17 protein-coding genes and 1 tRNA gene are annotated in these 14721 nt (G+C 65.3%); 14 read left to right on the plus strand and 4 right to left on the minus strand.

Annotated features, from left to right (window positions below):
• Window positions 1-13: 13 nt before the first annotated feature.
• From V6B08_RS11905 to V6B08_RS11920, 4 genes are all read left to right on the plus strand, one after another.
• The gene (locus V6B08_RS11905) at window positions 14-589 is read left to right on the plus strand and encodes a tyrosine phosphatase family protein (protein ID WP_341980958.1); all 576 of its coding nucleotides are present in this window, start codon (window positions 14-16) and stop codon (window positions 587-589) included.
• A gap of 17 nt (window positions 590-606) precedes the next feature.
• Entirely contained in the window at window positions 607-1965 is a 1359-nt protein-coding gene (gor, locus tag V6B08_RS11910) for a glutathione-disulfide reductase (protein WP_341980960.1), read from the plus strand.
• Between the two features lie 103 nt (window positions 1966-2068).
• Window positions 2069-3091 (plus strand): glycosyltransferase family 4 protein, encoded by a 1023-nt coding sequence (locus V6B08_RS11915; RefSeq protein ID WP_341980962.1) that lies wholly within the window; start codon window positions 2069-2071, stop codon window positions 3089-3091.
• A gap of 108 nt (window positions 3092-3199) precedes the next feature.
• The gene (locus V6B08_RS11920; protein ID WP_341980964.1) at window positions 3200-4135 is read left to right on the plus strand and encodes a 2-hydroxyacid dehydrogenase; all 936 of its coding nucleotides are present in this window, start codon (window positions 3200-3202) and stop codon (window positions 4133-4135) included.
• 4 nt (window positions 4136-4139) lie between these two features.
• Here the strand turns inward: V6B08_RS11920 and V6B08_RS11925 are convergent, their stop codons facing one another.
• On the minus strand, window positions 4140-4727 hold the full coding sequence (locus tag V6B08_RS11925) for a GNAT family N-acetyltransferase (protein WP_341980967.1): 588 nt from the start codon (window positions 4725-4727) through the stop codon (window positions 4140-4142).
• Between the two features lie 101 nt (window positions 4728-4828).
• Window positions 4829-5713 (minus strand): LysR substrate-binding domain-containing protein, encoded by an 885-nt coding sequence (locus V6B08_RS11930; protein ID WP_341981641.1) that lies wholly within the window; start codon window positions 5711-5713, stop codon window positions 4829-4831.
• 93 nt (window positions 5714-5806) lie between these two features.
• Here V6B08_RS11930 and V6B08_RS11935 point away from each other — a divergent pair, with 93 nt between their 5' ends.
• The 3 genes from V6B08_RS11935 to V6B08_RS11945 are packed head-to-tail and all read left to right on the plus strand — an operon-like array spanning window position 5807 to window position 7295.
• Complete coding sequence (locus V6B08_RS11935) at window positions 5807-6712, plus strand: DMT family transporter (protein WP_341980969.1); 906 nt, start codon at window positions 5807-5809, stop codon at window positions 6710-6712.
• Between the two features lie 15 nt (window positions 6713-6727).
• The gene (locus V6B08_RS11940; RefSeq protein ID WP_341980971.1) at window positions 6728-7009 is read left to right on the plus strand and encodes an acylphosphatase; all 282 of its coding nucleotides are present in this window, start codon (window positions 6728-6730) and stop codon (window positions 7007-7009) included.
• 25 nt (window positions 7010-7034) lie between these two features.
• Window positions 7035-7295, plus strand: coding sequence for a hypothetical protein (locus V6B08_RS11945; protein WP_341980974.1), 261 nt, complete (start codon window positions 7035-7037; stop codon window positions 7293-7295).
• Between the two features lie 41 nt (window positions 7296-7336).
• On the opposite strand, the gene lipB is transcribed toward V6B08_RS11945, so the two are convergent.
• Window positions 7337-8059, minus strand: a complete 723-nt coding sequence (lipB, locus tag V6B08_RS11950) for a lipoyl(octanoyl) transferase LipB (protein WP_341980977.1) — start codon at window positions 8057-8059, stop codon at window positions 7337-7339.
• 92 nt (window positions 8060-8151) lie between these two features.
• Here lipB and V6B08_RS11955 point away from each other — a divergent pair, with 92 nt between their 5' ends.
• From V6B08_RS11955 to V6B08_RS11965, 3 genes are all read left to right on the plus strand, one after another.
• Window positions 8152-8391: a FliM/FliN family flagellar motor switch protein gene (locus tag V6B08_RS11955; protein WP_341980980.1), complete on the plus strand. Its 240-nt coding sequence runs from the start codon at window positions 8152-8154 to the stop codon at window positions 8389-8391.
• A gap of 95 nt (window positions 8392-8486) precedes the next feature.
• Window positions 8487-8573 (plus strand) — tRNA-Leu (locus tag V6B08_RS11960).
• Between the two features lie 55 nt (window positions 8574-8628).
• Window positions 8629-10944: an NADP-dependent malic enzyme gene (locus tag V6B08_RS11965; protein ID WP_341980983.1), complete on the plus strand. Its 2316-nt coding sequence runs from the start codon at window positions 8629-8631 to the stop codon at window positions 10942-10944.
• A 7-nt stretch (window positions 10945-10951) separates the two neighbouring features.
• Here V6B08_RS11965 and V6B08_RS11970 read toward each other — a convergent pair whose 3' ends face one another.
• Window positions 10952-11833, minus strand: coding sequence for a LysR family transcriptional regulator (locus tag V6B08_RS11970; RefSeq protein ID WP_341980986.1), 882 nt, complete (start codon window positions 11831-11833; stop codon window positions 10952-10954).
• Between the two features lie 103 nt (window positions 11834-11936).
• On the opposite strand from V6B08_RS11970, the gene V6B08_RS11975 reads away from it, so the two are divergent.
• The 4 genes from V6B08_RS11975 to V6B08_RS11990 all read left to right on the plus strand — a co-directional run bounded on the left by V6B08_RS11975 (window position 11937) and on the right by V6B08_RS11990 (window position 14721).
• Window positions 11937-12398 carry an acyl-CoA thioesterase gene (locus tag V6B08_RS11975; RefSeq protein WP_341980988.1) on the plus strand — a complete coding sequence of 154 codons (462 nt, stop codon included), beginning with the start codon at window positions 11937-11939 and terminating at the stop codon, window positions 12396-12398.
• Window positions 12395-12856, plus strand: coding sequence for a PaaI family thioesterase (locus tag V6B08_RS11980; protein ID WP_341980991.1), 462 nt, complete (start codon window positions 12395-12397; stop codon window positions 12854-12856). The genes V6B08_RS11975 and V6B08_RS11980 overlap by 4 nt, the downstream gene beginning before the upstream one ends.
• Window positions 12857-12934: 78 nt before the next feature.
• Window positions 12935-14107, plus strand: coding sequence for an isovaleryl-CoA dehydrogenase (locus V6B08_RS11985; protein ID WP_341980993.1), 1173 nt, complete (start codon window positions 12935-12937; stop codon window positions 14105-14107).
• Entirely contained in the window at window positions 14104-14721 is a 618-nt protein-coding gene (locus V6B08_RS11990) for a hypothetical protein (protein WP_341980995.1), read from the plus strand. Before V6B08_RS11985 ends, V6B08_RS11990 begins: the two co-directional genes overlap by 4 nt.

The raw sequence follows: 14721 nt of genomic DNA on the forward strand, positions 1-14721 counted from the left end.
TGAGGAATGGGGAATGAGCGCCGTAGCCCTGGGCCTGCTGCCCTTTGAAGTGAGCGTCTGCGGTGTCAGCGAGCTGCCCGGCTTCGCCGGCCGCGAGGTCTCGCACCTGATCGGCATTCTCGATCCGGGCACGCGGCGGCCCGAGGCCTATCAGGATGTTTCGCCCCGCCACATGGCCGAATTCCGCTTCCACGATATCGTGCTGCCGGACTCGCTGCGCCTGGCCCCGAGTGCTGCCGACATGGCGGCGATCATTGCGGCCTGCGAGCGGGTGCTGGATGACCAGCCGCAGCATGTGCTGGTGCATTGCTGGGCCGGCATCTCGCGCTCCACCGCCACCGCCACCATCCTGATGGCGCTGCGCAACAAGGGCCGCGAGGCCGAGGTATTCCAGGCGCTGGCGAAAATCCGCCCGCGCTCCTGGCCGAACAGCTTGATGATCCGCCAGGCCGACCGCATGCTGGGCCATGGCGGCGCCCTTGTCGCGGCCATGGAAGCGCACCATCTTGCCGTGGCGCGGCAACATGCCGATATGTGCGATCTGATGCATTCGGTCGGACGCGGACACGAAGTGCCCGCCGGCCCCTGAAGGACGGGCGAGGCGTTATGACCCAGTATGATTTCGACCTCTTCGTGATCGGCGGTGGCTCGGGCGGCGTGCGCGCCGGTCGTATTGCCGCCGGCCACGGCGCCCGCGTCGCGGTGGCGGAGGAATACCGCTATGGCGGCACCTGCGTGATCCGGGGCTGCGTGCCGAAGAAGCTGCTGGTCTATGCGTCGGAATATGCCCATGGCTTCGAGGATGCCGCCGGCTTCGGCTGGAGCGTCGGCGAGCCCCGCTTCGACTGGCCGACCCTGATCGCCAACAAGGACAAGGAAATCGGCCGGCTAGAGCGCATCTATCGTGGCCTGTTCGAGAATGCCGGGGCTAAGACCTTCGATGGCCGCGCCACCCTGGTCGATGCCCATACCATCGAGGTGGCCGGCCAGCGCGTCACTGCCGGCACGATCCTGATCGCCACGGGTGCCGCCGCCGTGAAGCCGGGCGTGCCCGGCGCCGAGCATATGATCACCTCGAACGAGGCTTTTCATCTGCCCAGCCAGCCGAAGCGCGTCGTGGTGCTGGGCGGCGGCTATATCGCGCTGGAATTCGCCGGCATCTTCAATGGCCTCGGTTCCAGAACCACGGTGCTCTATCGCGGCGAGCAGATCCTGCGCGGCTTCGATGATGATGTGCGCAACCACCTGGCCAATGAACTGGTGAAAAGCGGCATCGAACTGCGGGTCAAGACCGATGTCACTCGCCTCGACAAGCAGGCCGATGGCACGCTGCGCCTGACGCTCACCGATGGCAGCCAGATCGAGGCCGACGCGGTGATGGCGGCGACCGGCCGCAAGCCGAACACTCAAGGGCTTGGCCTCGAGGTGCTGGGCGTGGCGCTGGACGGGCAGGGGGCGGTGAAGGTGGATGGCTTCTCGCGCTCCAGCGTGGCGCATATCTATGCCGTCGGCGATGTCACCAATCGGATCAACCTGACACCGGTGGCGATCCGCGAGGGCCATGCCTTCGCCGACACGGTGTTCGGCAACAAGCCGCGCCAGGCGGATCATGCCGACGTGCCGTCTGCGGTGTTCAGCCAGCCACCGGTTGGCAGTGTCGGCCTGACCGAAGCGCAGGCGCGCGAGAAATACGGCCAGGTGGATATCTATCGCACCAGCTTCAAGCCGATGCGCCACACGCTTTCGGGCCGCGACGAGCGCGTGCTGATGAAGCTGATCGTCGATGCTGCCACCGACCGCGTGGTCGGCGCCCATATGGTCGGCCCGGAAGCTGGCGAGATCATCCAGGGTATCGCGATCGCCGTGAAGGCCAAGGCGACCAAGGCGGATTTCGACGCCACCGTGGGCATCCACCCAACGGCGGCGGAGGAATTTGTCACCCTGCGGGAGAAGGTGAAGGCCTAGGGCCTTCGCGCAAGCCTTCACCAATTTATCCACAGACTGTCACGCCACCGTCACCGAACTGCGATGCAATCATCGCGTGTTGCATTGAGGGTGAACGGTCGTCATGCGGATCTTGATTATATCGGATGCTTGGCATCCCCAGGTGAACGGCGTGGTGCGCACGCTGACCAAAACGGTGGAGGTGCTGAAACAGCGCGGCCTTACCGTGGAAGTGGTCGGCCCGAGCGAATTCCGCCGCGTGCCGTGCCCGACCTATCCCGAGATCGAACTGGCGATCCTGCCTTATCGTGCGCTGGTGCGGCGGATCGAGGCCTTCCAGCCAGATGCCATCCATATTGCCACGGAAGGGCCGCTGGGTCTGGCGGCGCGGCGCTATTGCCAGCGCCATGGACTGGCCTTCACCACTGCCTACCACACCAAATTTCCCGAATATGTCGAGGAGCGCGCCAAGCTGCCGCTATCCTGGTCCTATGCCTTCATGCGCTGGTTCCATGGCGGCTCGTCGGCGGTGATGGTGGCGACCAAGAGTCTGGCCGAGAGCCTGGAGGCGCGCGGCTTCCGCAACATGCGCACCTGGTCGCGTGGCGTCGATACCGAGCGCTTCCGGCCGCGCGACAAGAGCCTGCTCGATCTGCCGCGTCCGATCCATCTCTATGCCGGCCGCGTCGTGGTCGACAAGAATATCGAAGCCTTTCTCAAGCTCGACCTGCCGGGCACCAAGCTGGTGGTCGGTATCGGGCCGCAGCTTGAGGAATACCGCGCCAAGTATCCTGAAGCGGTATTCGCCGGCTATCTGGAGAATGGCGCGCTGGCGAGTTACTTCGCGGCTTCCGATGTTTTCGTGTTCCCGAGTCTTACCGATACATTCGGCCTGGTGCTGCTGGAGGCGCTGGCGTCGGGCATTCCGGTTGCCGCCTATCCGGTCACCGGGCCGCTTGACGTGATCGGGCCCAATCCGGAAGTCGGCTGCCTGCATGAGGATCTCGGCGAAGCGATCAAGGGCGCGCTCGGCAAGTCGCCGGAAGCCTGCCGCGCTCTTGCGCTGCAATATTCCTGGGATGCCTGCACCGATCAGTTCCTGGCCAATCTCAACCCGTTCCGGGAGCCGGCTGCCCGTGCTGCTTGAAGCCCGTGCTGCCTGAAGCCCATGCTGCTTGAAGCCTAAGCGGCTTGAACCGGCAGCGAACCACCACTAGGCTTTCTCTGGTTGCGTATCAGATGCCAGAGGGTGGAAATGCCGATTGAGATTTTGCAGGCCGGGCCGTTGCTGCCGAGCGTCGAACAGGCGCTTAACGCTGCCTATACCGTGCATCGTTTGTGGCAGGCCGAGGACCGCAAGGCGCTGCTGGCGGAAATCGCGCCGCGTGTACGCGCCATCGCCACGTCCGGCAATGTCGGCGCCAAGGCGGAATTGATCGACGCGCTGCCCAAGCTTGAAATCATTTCCTGTTTCGGCGTCGGCGTCGATGCCATCGATACCGGCTATTGCGAGAAGAAGGGCGTGATCGTCACCAACACGCCCGATGTGCTCACCGATGAGGTTGCCGACCTCGCCATCGGCCTGACGCTGGCGACGCTGCGGCGAATTCCCCAGGGCGATGCCTTCGTGCGCGCCGGGCAATGGCCTGGGGGCAAATTCCCGCTCACCGACAAGCTCGGCGGCAAGACCATGGGCATTCTCGGCTTCGGCCGCATTGGTCAGGCTATCGGCCAGCGCGCCGAGGCATTCGGCGTCACCGTGGTGCATAGCGGCCCGCGCGACAAAGGCACCGGGCATCGCTACTACGCCGACCTGGCTGAGATGGCGGCGGCAGTCGATATCCTGATGATCGCCTGCCCCGGCGGGCCGGAAACCGAGAAGCTGGTGGATGCCAGGGTGATCGCCGCGCTGGGGCCGAAGGGCTATGTCATCAACATCGCGCGCGGCAGCGTGGTGGATGAACCGGCCCTGGTCGAAGCCCTGGTGCAGGGCAAGCTGAAGGGCGCCGGCCTGGATGTCTTTGTCAACGAGCCACAGGTGCCGGAAGCCCTGTTCACGCTCGAGAATGTGGTGCTGCAGCCCCATGTCGGCAGCGCCACGCACCAGACCCGTGCTGCCATGGGCGACCTGGTGGTGCGGAATCTGGCGGCGCATTTCAGCAACCAGCCGCTGCCCAGCCGCTATTGCTGAAGGTCTAACGCCGCGCCACTGCCTTCAGCGCCAGCTTGGCGATCTGATCAGGGTAGAGGAACTGGTAGGCGATCTCGGTCAGCGGTGCGCCGCCGATGGTGATGCGCCGCCGAGATGCCGGCATGCCGCCGAGGATTTCGTAGAAATCGCGGGCGCGAGTATTGTCGGCCAGCACCCAGAGGAAGAAGGGCGTCAGGCGCCGGCCGCTCAGCCAGTTGGCGGCATGCACCAGCAGGCGGCGGCCATGGCCACGGCCCTGCAGGCTCGGCAGGATATTCATGGCATGCACTTCGCCGCGATAGACCGCGGCGCCGCCGGGCGGCAGGTCCACCGGCCTGCCGGCGGAGAGGAAACCGCCGAGCGTGCCGTTCTCGGCTTCCAGCAGCAGGACCAGCCGGTCCGGGTCGGGCTCGGCCAGCAGGTGAGTCCAGAATTGCGTGCGCTGTTCCAGGGACAGGGCATCAAGGTAGGAATCCGGCATGATGCCGCGATAGGCGCTCTGCCATACCGCCACATGCAGCGCCGCCAGGGCAGGGGCGTCCTGCGCCGTGGCCGGGCGGATGCTCAGATGGGTCAATCGGGCATTGCTCATGGCCTGCCGCTTCCTCCGTGGAGCGAGTGTAGTGGCCCGGCCTTACTCATTCGTTAGCGGGACCATCGCGCTCCTTTACGGCGAATAGTCTGCCCGCCAATTCAGGCAGCATTGCGGCCCAATTGTGCCGTTTCCTGGTCCAGGGCCGCCCGCATCGCCTCCAGCAGCGCCTCCACCGCCGCGCCGCGCGCAGTGCGGGCGCGATGCAGCACCAGCTCGGCCTCTGGCAGCGGCGGCAGGCCGCTTTCCGGCCCCAGCACACAATGGTCGGGCCGGAGCGCGGTAGTGCCCAGCGGGCCGATGCCGATGCCGCTGGCAATCGCCGCCTGCAGCCCGGCCAGACTGGGGCTGGTATAGGCCAGCCGCCAGGCCCGGCCGGCTTTCTCCAGGGCATGAATGGCGCGGTTGCGGTAGATGCAGCCTTGCGGGTAGACCGCGAGCGGCAGGGGGGCCTGGTCCAGTGGTGCCGCCTCGCGGGCTGCCACCCAATGCACCGGATCGCGCCAGGTGGCGATGCCGCCGCGCTCGCCCGGCTCCTGCTTCACCAGGATCACATCCAGTTCGCCGCGCTCGATCTCGCCGCGCAGCACCACGCTGAGGTCGCAGCGCACATCCAGGCGGGCGCCGCCGCGCTCGCGGGCGAAGCGGGCCAGTACCTCGGTGAGATGCCGGCTGGCGAAATCCTCGGTGATGCCGAGCCGCAGCAGCGGCTGGCCGGGCGTGGCGCCGACAAGGGCGCGGGCTTCGTCGTGCAGCGACAGGATACGGCGGGCATAGGCGAGCAGCCGTTCGCCCTCGTCGGTCGGGCTGACCTTGCGACCTTCGCGCAGCAGCAGCGGTTTGCCCACCGCCGCTTCCAGGCGCTGGATCTGCTGGCTGACGGTGGATTGGGTGCGGTGGACCCGCTCGCCGGCGCGGGTGAAGCCACCAGCATCCACCACCGCCACCAGGCAGCGCAGCAGGTCGATATCGAGGTCTGGGATCATATCATTCACAAATCCAATCAAATGAATTCTATCATTTAATTTCCAAATGTCAGGCGGTTTCCATAAGGTCGCGGCCGGTTTAAGGAGAAAGCCATGTCCACCGCCGTTCCTATCCCTGAAGCCGCTCAGCCGGGTCGCAGCGGGCTTCTGGCCCTGGCGTTGCTGTTCTGCCTGATCTGGGCCTCGGCCTTCACGGTGGCGAAGATCGGCCTGGCCGATGCGCCGCCGAAGCTGTTCCTGGGGGTGCGCTTCCTGCTGGCCGGGCTGCTGCTGCTCGGCCTGGCGGCCTGGCGTGAGGGACGGGCGCTACTCACCTGGCGGGCGCTTGGCATCGCCGTGCTGCTCGGGCTGCTTAACAACGCCATCTATCTCGGCTTCAGCCACCATGCCATGGCGCGGATTTCCTCCGGCCTGGCCAGCGTGATCATCTCCACCAACCCGATCCTGACCGGTTTCCTGGCCGCCCTGCTGCTGCGCGAGCGGCTGGGACTGGCGCGGCTGGCCGGCCTTGCCCTGGGGCTGTTCGGGGTCTGGTGGATCCTGCGTCACCGGGTGGTGATGGGGGATGATCCGCTGGGCCTGGCCTATGCCGTGGCCGCCGTCCTCTCCATGGTGCTCGGGACGGTGCTGTTCAAGCGCCTGGGGGGCGGGCTTGGCCTGGTCTGGAGCACCGGCCTGCAATGCCTCAGCGCCGGCCTGGCCTTGTTGCCGCTCGGGCTCTGGCTGGAAGGCTGGGAGAGTCTGCATTGGACGCCGCGCTTTATCGGCAGCCTGGCCTACCAGGTGCTGGCGGTATCCATCGGCGGCTACCTGCTCTGGCTGCACCTGCTGCGGCAATACAGCGCCACCGCCGCCAGCAGCTACCACTTCCTGATTCCGCCGCTCGGCCTCGGCCTCGGCTGGCTGGTACTGGGCGAGGCGGTCGACCCGGCCGACCTGATCGGCTGCCTGCCGATCGTGCTCGGCATCTACCTTGTGAACCGTCCAGCCCGACCGTAAGGTCCGGGAATGGAAATGCGCCGCTACCTGATCGCCGGCAAAGTGCAAGGCGTCGGCTTCCGCTTCTGGACCGTCGGGCGGGCCCGGCTGCTCGGCCTGGCCGGCTGGGTGAAGAACCGTGCCGATGGCGGGGTCGAGGTCGTCGCGCGCGGTCAGCCCTACAACCTGGACATGCTGGCCGGCCAGCTCTGGGATGGCCCGGCCATGGCCCGCGTCGAGCGCGTCGAACTGGCGCCGCTGGCCGAGGAGGGCAAGGCCGCCCTGCTTGCCACCCACAGCTTCGACCAGACGCAGTAATCTCTCGTGAAATCGGCTTAAGAATATGGAAAAGAAGAAAAATCCAGTTAAACTGACATGGCAGCAATGGATCACCTGCTATGTGGCTTCAATGGCCGGTGGCGGCCTGACCTGGTATCTGAGCGGCAATGTCTGGCTTGGCGGCGGCGTTCTTGCTGTTATTACAGCAATTTACGTCTTCTATCTGTCAGGCAGGGCGATCCGGGCGCAAAAGCTGCAGGAAGTCGATCCGGCAACCATGACACGGCAGCAGCGCCGCGCCATGGAAAGAAAGAAAAATAAGTAAATATAGTTATTTATAATATTATTATGATCTAATTTTTTAGATTAACCGCAGCGTGATGCGGTCAGCCGGGCGAACAGGCTGCCATCGATGCTGGCGCGGAGCTGGCTGTCGACATCCGCCAGGCTGACCGGCAAGCCCAGATCGACCAGGGAGGTAACGCCGAAGGGTGTCGCTTCCTGGTTGTGAATGCCGCACGGCACGATGCCGCCGTAATGGCTCAGCTCGGGCTCCACATTCAGGCTCAGGCCATGGAAGCTGACCCAGTGGCGGACGCGGACGCCGATGGCTGCGATCTTGTCCTCGCGGCCTTCCGGGGCCTGATCCGGGCGCGGCACCCAGACCCCGACCCGGCCTTCCCGGCGCTCGGCGCGGATATTATATCGCCCGAGTGTGTGAATAACCCAGTCTTCCAGTCCGCAGACGTAATTCCGCAGGTCGCGGCCGCGCCGGCCGAGATCGAGCATCACATAGACAATGCGCTGGCCGGGGCCATGGTAAGTGTATTGCCCGCCGCGCCCGGTGGCGAAGACCGGGAAGCGCGAATCCAGCAGGTCGCCGGGCTTGGCCGAGGTGCCGGCCGTGTAGAGCGGCGGGTGCTCCAGCAGCCAGATCATCTCATTGGCCTGGCCGGCATGGATCGCGGCGACCCGGGCCTCCATGGCCGCCACGGCTTCCAGGTAAGGCACCGGGGCGTCGCTGACGGCCCAGTCAATGGCGCCGGCCTCGGTTTCCAGGCGGTCGGAAGCAGGGGGTATCACTTGCATGGATTTACCATATACTAACCAGACAGCGGCTATGTAGCAGGGGCTATGTAGCGGCGCCGGCTGCCGAAGGAAAGGCCGGGGAAAGGTTTGCCATGCCCGCCAATAATGCCGTCAACGATGTGACGGTCGAGATTTCGGTCGTGCTCGGCAAGGCCACCATGCCGATCCACCAAGTGCTGAAAGTGGGCCGTGGCGCCGTCATCGAACTGGATGCCAGCGTCGACGACCATGCCTGGATTTTCGCCAACAACAAGCTGATTGCCCGGGGCGAAATCGTGATTTCCGGCGAGAAGGTGGCGGTCTCGATCACCGACACCATGTCGGATGACTGACGCGAATGGGTCGGATGACTAATTTGCCCAAATCGGTCCGCCAGGGTCCTTGAAGGCGGGGTGAGGATTTGCTACACCCCCGCGTCGCCCGGTTTGCGGTCGTGGCGGAATTGGTAGACGCGCAGCGTTGAGGTCGCTGTGGCCGAAAGGCCGTGAAAGTTCGAGTCTTTTCGACCGCACCATTATTTGCCCCCGCAGCGGGTAGACCGCCGGGGCCTTCCCGGAAGCACCAGACACATGACAGACGAGCTTGATCGCGCAGCCCTCGAATATCACCGGCTGCCGCGGCCGGGTAAACTTGAGATCGCGGCCACCAAGCCGCTGGCTACCCAGCGCGATCTTGCACTCGCCTACAGCCCCGGTGTCGCCGCCGCCTGCCGCGCCATTGCCGACGATCCGGCCCAGGCCGCCGAGCTGACCGCGCGCGGCAATCTGGTTGCCGTGATCTCCAATGGCACCGCCGTCCTCGGCCTTGGCAATATTGGCCCGCTTGCCTCCAAGCCCGTGATGGAAGGCAAGGCGGTGCTGTTCAAGAAATTCGCCGGCATAGATGTGTTCGACATCGAGGTGAACCAGACCGACCCGGAAAAGCTGGTCGAGATCGTCGCTGCCCTGGAACCGACCTTCGGCGGCATCAACCTGGAAGACATCAAGGCGCCGGAATGCTTCGTGGTGGAGCGCGCCTTGCGCGCCCGCATGAACATCCCGGTATTCCATGACGATCAGCACGGCACCGCGATCACGGTCGCCGCCGCGATCCTCAACGGCCTGCGCGTGGTCGGCAAGACCATGGAAGACGTGCGCCTGGTCGCCTCCGGTGCCGGTGCCGCGGCGCTGGCCTGCCTCGACCTGCTGGTCGAACTCGGCATGAAGCGCGAGAACATCGTCGTCACCGATATCGTCGGCGTGGTCTATGAAGGCCGCACCGAGCAGATGGACGAATTCAAGGCGCGCTATGCCCGCCCGACCAACCACCGCACGCTCGGCGACGCCATTGCCGGCGCCGATGTGTTCTTAGGCCTTTCCGCCGGCGGCGTGCTGAAGCCGGAGATGGTGGCCAAGATGGGGCCGAAGCCGCTGATCCTGGCACTGGCCAACCCGACGCCGGAAATCCTGCCCGAAATCGCCAAGGCGGCGCGGCCGGACGTGATCATGGCCACCGGGCGTTCGGACTATCCGAACCAGGTCAACAACGTGCTGTGTTTCCCGTTCCTGTTCCGTGGTGCGCTCGATGTCGGCGCCACCACCATCAACACCCAGATGGAAATGGCCGCCGTGCGTGCCATCGCCGATCTGGCGATGGCCGAGATTTCCGATGTGGTGGCCCGCGCCTATGGCCCGGACCAGGATATCAGCTTCGGCCCGGACTACTTCATCCCGAAACCGTTCGACCCGCGCCTGATCCTGGAGATCGCGCCGGCGGTGGCCAAGGCGGCAATGGAAAGCGGCGTGGCGACGCGCCCGATCGCCGATCTTGAAGCCTACCGCCAGAGCCTGGAGCGCTTCGTCTACCGCACCGGCTTCATCATGCGCCCGATCTTCGAGCGCGCGAAAAGCCGTGCCATGCGTCTGATCTATGCCGAGGGCGAGGACGAGCGCGTGCTGCGCGCGGCCCAGATCGTGGCCGACGACAAGCTGGCGCTGCCGATCCTGATCGGCCGCCGCAGCGTGGTGGAGCGCCGCATCGAGAAGCTCGGCCTGCGCCTCAAGCTCGGCGAGAATGTCGAACTGGTCGATCCCGAGCGCGACGACCGCTACAACGAATACTGGACCGGTTACTTCAACCTGATGGCCCGCCGTGGCGTGGCGCCCGACGATGCCCGCACCATTATCCGCACCAATACCACAGTGATCGCCGCCATGGCGGTGCATCGCGGCGATGCCGATGCGATGATCTGCGGCGCCGTTGGCCAGTATGACCACCATCTGCCGCATCTGCTCGATGTGCTGGGCCTGCGTACCGGCGTGTCGCGTCCGGCCGCGATGCAGCTGCTGGTGCTGCCGCAGGGTGTGATCTTCATCGCCGACAGCAATGTCGCGGCCGATCCGACGGTGCCGGAAGTGGTGCAGATCACCCGTCTGGCGGCGGAAGAGGCTTTGCGCTTTGGCGTTACGCCGAAGATCGCGCTGCTGTCCAATTCAAATTTCGGCTCATCCAATTCCGTCGCCGCGCGCAAGATGCGCGATGCGGTGCGCCTGCTGCAGGCGGAATTCCCCGATCTGGAGATTGAGGGCGAGATGAAGGCGGATGCCGCGCTGTCCGCCGCGATCCGCGAAAAGACGATGCCGAACAACAAGCTCAGCGGCGCCGCCAATATCCTGATCATGCCGAACTTGGAAGCGGCCAATATCGCCGCCAACCTGGTGCGCCAGCTTGAGCAGGGCTTCTATGTCGGCCCGATCCTGATGGGCATGGCGCGCTCGGCGCATATCGTGTCGCGCAATGTCACTGTGCGTGGCCTGGTCAACATGAGCGCCGTCGCTGTGGTCGATGCGCAGGACCATGCCGATGGCCTGATGGGCAAGAGCCTGCGGTCGCTGCACCAGGGCTAGCGGCGGCTCAATGCCCGATCGGCGTCTCGGCCATGCTCCAGGTATGGCCGGCGGCATAGGCGGTGAGCAGGCTGAGTGCCGGGCCGGGTTCGCCCTGCCACAGCAGCCCGATGCGGTGATACAGCTTCAGTTCCGGTAAGCTCAGGCTGGCCACCGCTTCGGAATGGCTGAGCCAATGCGGCACAATGGCGATGCCTAAGCCGGCTTCCACCAGCGCCAGCAGGGCGGCATCGCTTTCCGCCTTGCCGACAATGCGCGGGCGGGCATTATGCTGGGCGAAAAGCTGTTCGCTCATCGGCATCACCGCCGCATCGGGGTGAATCACGAAAGCCTGGTCATGCAGTTCAGCGATGCGCACGCTGGCACGGTGCGCCAGCGGATGCCTTGCCGGCACCACCAGGCGATAACGCTGGCGGAACATCGGTAAGGCCGTGTCGCCGGCATTCTCGGTGAGCAGCAGCAGGGCGGCATCCAGGCGGCCAAGCTCCAGCCGCCGCTTGAGCGTGGCCGGCGGCGCCTCCAGGGTTTCCAGGGCTACGTCCGGCTGCGCTGCGGCGAAACCGCCGAGCAGGCTGGAGAGGCCACGCAGCGGCAGACCGGGCATATGGCCAAGCCGCAGCCGTTGCCGCGCCGGCCTGGTCTGGCGCAATTCACGCCGCGCGGCGGTCCATTCCTGCAGCATCACCCGGGCGCGCGGCAGGAAGCGGGCGCCGGCCGGTGTCAGCGCCGCGCCCCGGCCGCGCTCGAACAGGGCGGCGCCGAGGTCTTCCTCCAGGCGCTTGATGCCGGCGGAAAGTGTCGGCTGGGTGATGTTGGCACGCTCGGCCGCCTTGGTGAAATTGCCGGTTTCCACCACGGCCATGAAATAGCGGATCTGGCTGATGTTCATGCGGCATAGAGAAAGCCTATTCCCCAGATAAAAACAATCGATTTCCTCTATTCCTGCTGCCTGGCTAGCATTGCGGGCGAGGAAACCGATCCCGGAGGCCGCCATGACGGACCGTTACGTCGAAACCCTGCGCCTGATGGCCCAGGCCTGGCATTGCGATCATCTCGGGCATGTCAATGTCAGTCACTATATGGGCTGGCTTGGCGATGCCGCTTTTGCCTTCCTGGCCATGCATGGCCTCGACCGTGCCCGGTCGGCCGAGGAGAATCTGGGCGTTGCCGCGGTGCGGGCGGAGATCGACTACCAGGCCGAATTGCGCGGCGGCGATCTGGTGCGGATGGAAACCGGGGTGGAAACCATCGCCGAGCGCAAGATCGTGTTCCGCCACCGGCTGGTGCGCGTGGGCGATGACAGGATAGCGATGGCGGCGCGGCTGACTGGTGTCTGCCTCGACCTGAACAGCCGCCGCGCCCGGGCGTTTCCGGCTGCATTTGCCGCCGGCGTGGCCTCGGCCTTTGGCCTGCCAACGCCAGGACAGAATCTGGCCCAGGGAGCCGCCGCATGACGGCGTTTATTCCCAAAGACCCGGATTTTGCCGCCCGCTGCCGCGACAGCTTCAACCGCCAGCCGGCGATGCATCTGATCGGCGCCACCATGAGCCGGATCGAGCCCGGCTTCTGCGAGGTGGAACTGCTGCGGCGCCATGAGGTGACGCAGCAGCATGGCTTCGTGCATGGCGGCATGGTCGGCATGATTGCCGACAGCGCCGCAGGTTATGCCGCCTATAGCCTGTTTCCCACTGACGCCACGGTGCTGACCGTGGAATACAAGCTGAACCTGCTGGCGCCGGCCGATGCCGACCGCCTGCTGGCGCGCAGCCAGGTGAGCAAACATGGCCGCACCCTGACCATCTGCACCATGGACGTGGTGGGCATCCAAGGGGGCCGTGAGGTCGCCTGCGCCACCGGCCTGGCCACCATGATGTGCCTGCTTGGGCGCCCAGATGCCCCGCCTAAAAAGTGATACCCGCCAGGAAATGACAGTCACTTGGTGGCAGGCTAAAGTCCCGCCCGCTTTGAAGAGTCTTGAGGAAACCCCGCCATGATCTCCAACAGCTATCCCACCCTGGATTTCGACCTCGGTGAAACCGCCGACATGCTGCGCCAGTCGACCCGCGCCTTTGTCGATGCGGAACTCGCGCCGCGCGCCGACGAAATCGACCGTACCGACGAGTTCCCGCGCGACCTGTGGCCGAAGATGGGTGAACTCGGCCTGCACGGCATCACGGCGGAGGAGGAATATGGCGGCTCCGGCCTCGGCTATCTCGAACACGTCATCGCCATGGAGGAGGTGAGCCGTGGCTCGGCCTCCGTCGGCCTGTCCTATGGCGCTCATTCCAATCTCTGCGTCAACCAGATCAGCCGCAACGGCTCGCCCGAGCAGAAGCGGCGTTACTTGCCGAAACTGATCTCTGGCGCGCATCTCGGCGCCCTGGCGATGAGCGAGCCGAATGCCGGCTCCGACGTGGTGTCGATGAAGCTGCGCGCCGACAAGAAGGGCGACCGCTACATCCTCAACGGCTCGAAGATGTGGATCACCAACGGCCCCAGCGCCGATGTGCTGGTGGTCTATGCCAAGACCGATCCGGCCGCCGGCCCGCGCGGCATCACCGCCTTCCTGATCGAGAAGGGCTTCAAGGGCTTCTCCATCGCGCAGAAGCTGGACAAGCTCGGCATGCGCGGCTCGGAAACCGGCGAGCTGGTGTTCCAGGATTGCGAAGTGCCGGAGGAGAATGTGCTCGGCACGGTCGGTCGTGGCGTCAACGTGCTGATGAGCGGCCTGGATTACGAGCGCGCCGTGCTCGCCGCCGGTCCCATCGGCATCATGCAGGCGGCGTTCGATATCGTGGTGCCCTATGTGCATGACCGCAAACAGTTCGGCGAGCCGATCGGCACCTTCCAGCTTATCCAGGCCAAGCTGGCCGACATGTATACCGAGATGAACGCGACCCGCGCTTACGTGTATGCCGTGGCGAAAGCCTGCGACAAGGGCAAGACCACGCGCAAGGATGCTGCCGGCGCCATTCTCTTTGCCGCCGAGAAGGCGACCAAGGCGGCGCTGGATGCGATCCAGATTCTCGGCGGCAACGGCTATATCAACGACAATGCCACCGGCCGCCTGCTGCGCGATGCCAAGCTCTACGAGATCGGCGCCGGCACGTCTGAAATCCGCCGCATGTTGATCGGCCGTGAAATCTTCCAGGAGACCGCGTGACCCGCGCCTGGCTTGTTCTCGGCTGCCTGATCGCCACGCTGCTGGCAACTGCTCTGCACGCAGATGAGCGCTGGCAGGTGCTGCGCGGTGCCGAGGCGCGGCTGCATTGGCGCGCGCCCGGCCTGCAGGCGCATCCTGAAAAGGCGGAGGCGATGGCCAGCTCGATTGGCTACCGCGTCGAGCGCTATTTCTGGAAGGCACAGGAAACCGGTGGCGCCTTCGCCCTGGCCGGCCTGCGCGATTTCACCGACAGCGAGCATTACATCGGTGGCCGCGTCGATCTGCAAAAGAGCGCGGCCACGCTGCTGAAGGGCCTGGAAACGCCGCCGCTGAAACCGCTCGATCAGGCCGACCGGGTGTTGTTCACCGGCTTGGGGCTGGCGACGGCCCGGCGCTTTTCGCTTGGCGTACGCGAATGCCTGAGCCTCGGGCTCTACGCCCCGAGTGCCGAGCCAGCCGAGCCACCGAACGGCAAGGCCAAGGCTGAACCGATGACCGAGGGCAACCTGCGCCTCGATGCGCTCTATTGCGCCAAGGCCGGCAAGCCGCTGGCGGTGGAAGACCTGCCCGATCTGGCGAAAAGCCTGGGCGTGAAGCAAACGGGAGAGAACTAA

The sequence above is a fragment of the Ferrovibrio sp. MS7 genome, from assembly GCF_038404985.1.
Taxonomy (GTDB): Bacteria; Pseudomonadota; Alphaproteobacteria; order Ferrovibrionales; family Ferrovibrionaceae; genus Ferrovibrio; species Ferrovibrio plantarum.

What these genes read in the sequence shown, in the direction of transcription:
- V6B08_RS11985 (WP_341980993.1), top strand. Translation starts at nt 12,935, where the DNA reads ATGATCTCCAACAGCTATCCCACCCTGGATTTCGACCTCGGTGAAACC.
- V6B08_RS11945 (WP_341980974.1), top strand. Translation starts at nt 7,035, where the DNA reads ATGGAAAAGAAGAAAAATCCAGTTAAACTGACATGGCAGCAATGGATC.
- V6B08_RS11920 (WP_341980964.1), top strand. Translation starts at nt 3,200, where the DNA reads ATGCCGATTGAGATTTTGCAGGCCGGGCCGTTGCTGCCGAGCGTCGAA.
- V6B08_RS11905 (WP_341980958.1), top strand. Translation starts at nt 14, where the DNA reads ATGAGCGCCGTAGCCCTGGGCCTGCTGCCCTTTGAAGTGAGCGTCTGC.
- V6B08_RS11975 (WP_341980988.1), top strand. Translation starts at nt 11,937, where the DNA reads ATGACGGACCGTTACGTCGAAACCCTGCGCCTGATGGCCCAGGCCTGG.
- lipB (WP_341980977.1), bottom strand. Translation starts at nt 8,059, where the DNA reads ATGCAAGTGATACCCCCTGCTTCCGACCGCCTGGAAACCGAGGCCGGC.
- V6B08_RS11965 (WP_341980983.1), top strand. Translation starts at nt 8,629, where the DNA reads ATGACAGACGAGCTTGATCGCGCAGCCCTCGAATATCACCGGCTGCCG.
- V6B08_RS11915 (WP_341980962.1), top strand. Translation starts at nt 2,069, where the DNA reads ATGCGGATCTTGATTATATCGGATGCTTGGCATCCCCAGGTGAACGGC.
- V6B08_RS11940 (WP_341980971.1), top strand. Translation starts at nt 6,728, where the DNA reads ATGCGCCGCTACCTGATCGCCGGCAAAGTGCAAGGCGTCGGCTTCCGC.
- V6B08_RS11930 (WP_341981641.1), bottom strand. Translation starts at nt 5,713, where the DNA reads ATGATCCCAGACCTCGATATCGACCTGCTGCGCTGCCTGGTGGCGGTG.
- V6B08_RS11970 (WP_341980986.1), bottom strand. Translation starts at nt 11,833, where the DNA reads ATGAACATCAGCCAGATCCGCTATTTCATGGCCGTGGTGGAAACCGGC.
- gor (WP_341980960.1), top strand. Translation starts at nt 607, where the DNA reads ATGACCCAGTATGATTTCGACCTCTTCGTGATCGGCGGTGGCTCGGGC.
- V6B08_RS11935 (WP_341980969.1), top strand. Translation starts at nt 5,807, where the DNA reads ATGTCCACCGCCGTTCCTATCCCTGAAGCCGCTCAGCCGGGTCGCAGC.
- V6B08_RS11980 (WP_341980991.1), top strand. Translation starts at nt 12,395, where the DNA reads ATGACGGCGTTTATTCCCAAAGACCCGGATTTTGCCGCCCGCTGCCGC.
- V6B08_RS11955 (WP_341980980.1), top strand. Translation starts at nt 8,152, where the DNA reads ATGCCCGCCAATAATGCCGTCAACGATGTGACGGTCGAGATTTCGGTC.
- V6B08_RS11925 (WP_341980967.1), bottom strand. Translation starts at nt 4,727, where the DNA reads ATGAGCAATGCCCGATTGACCCATCTGAGCATCCGCCCGGCCACGGCG.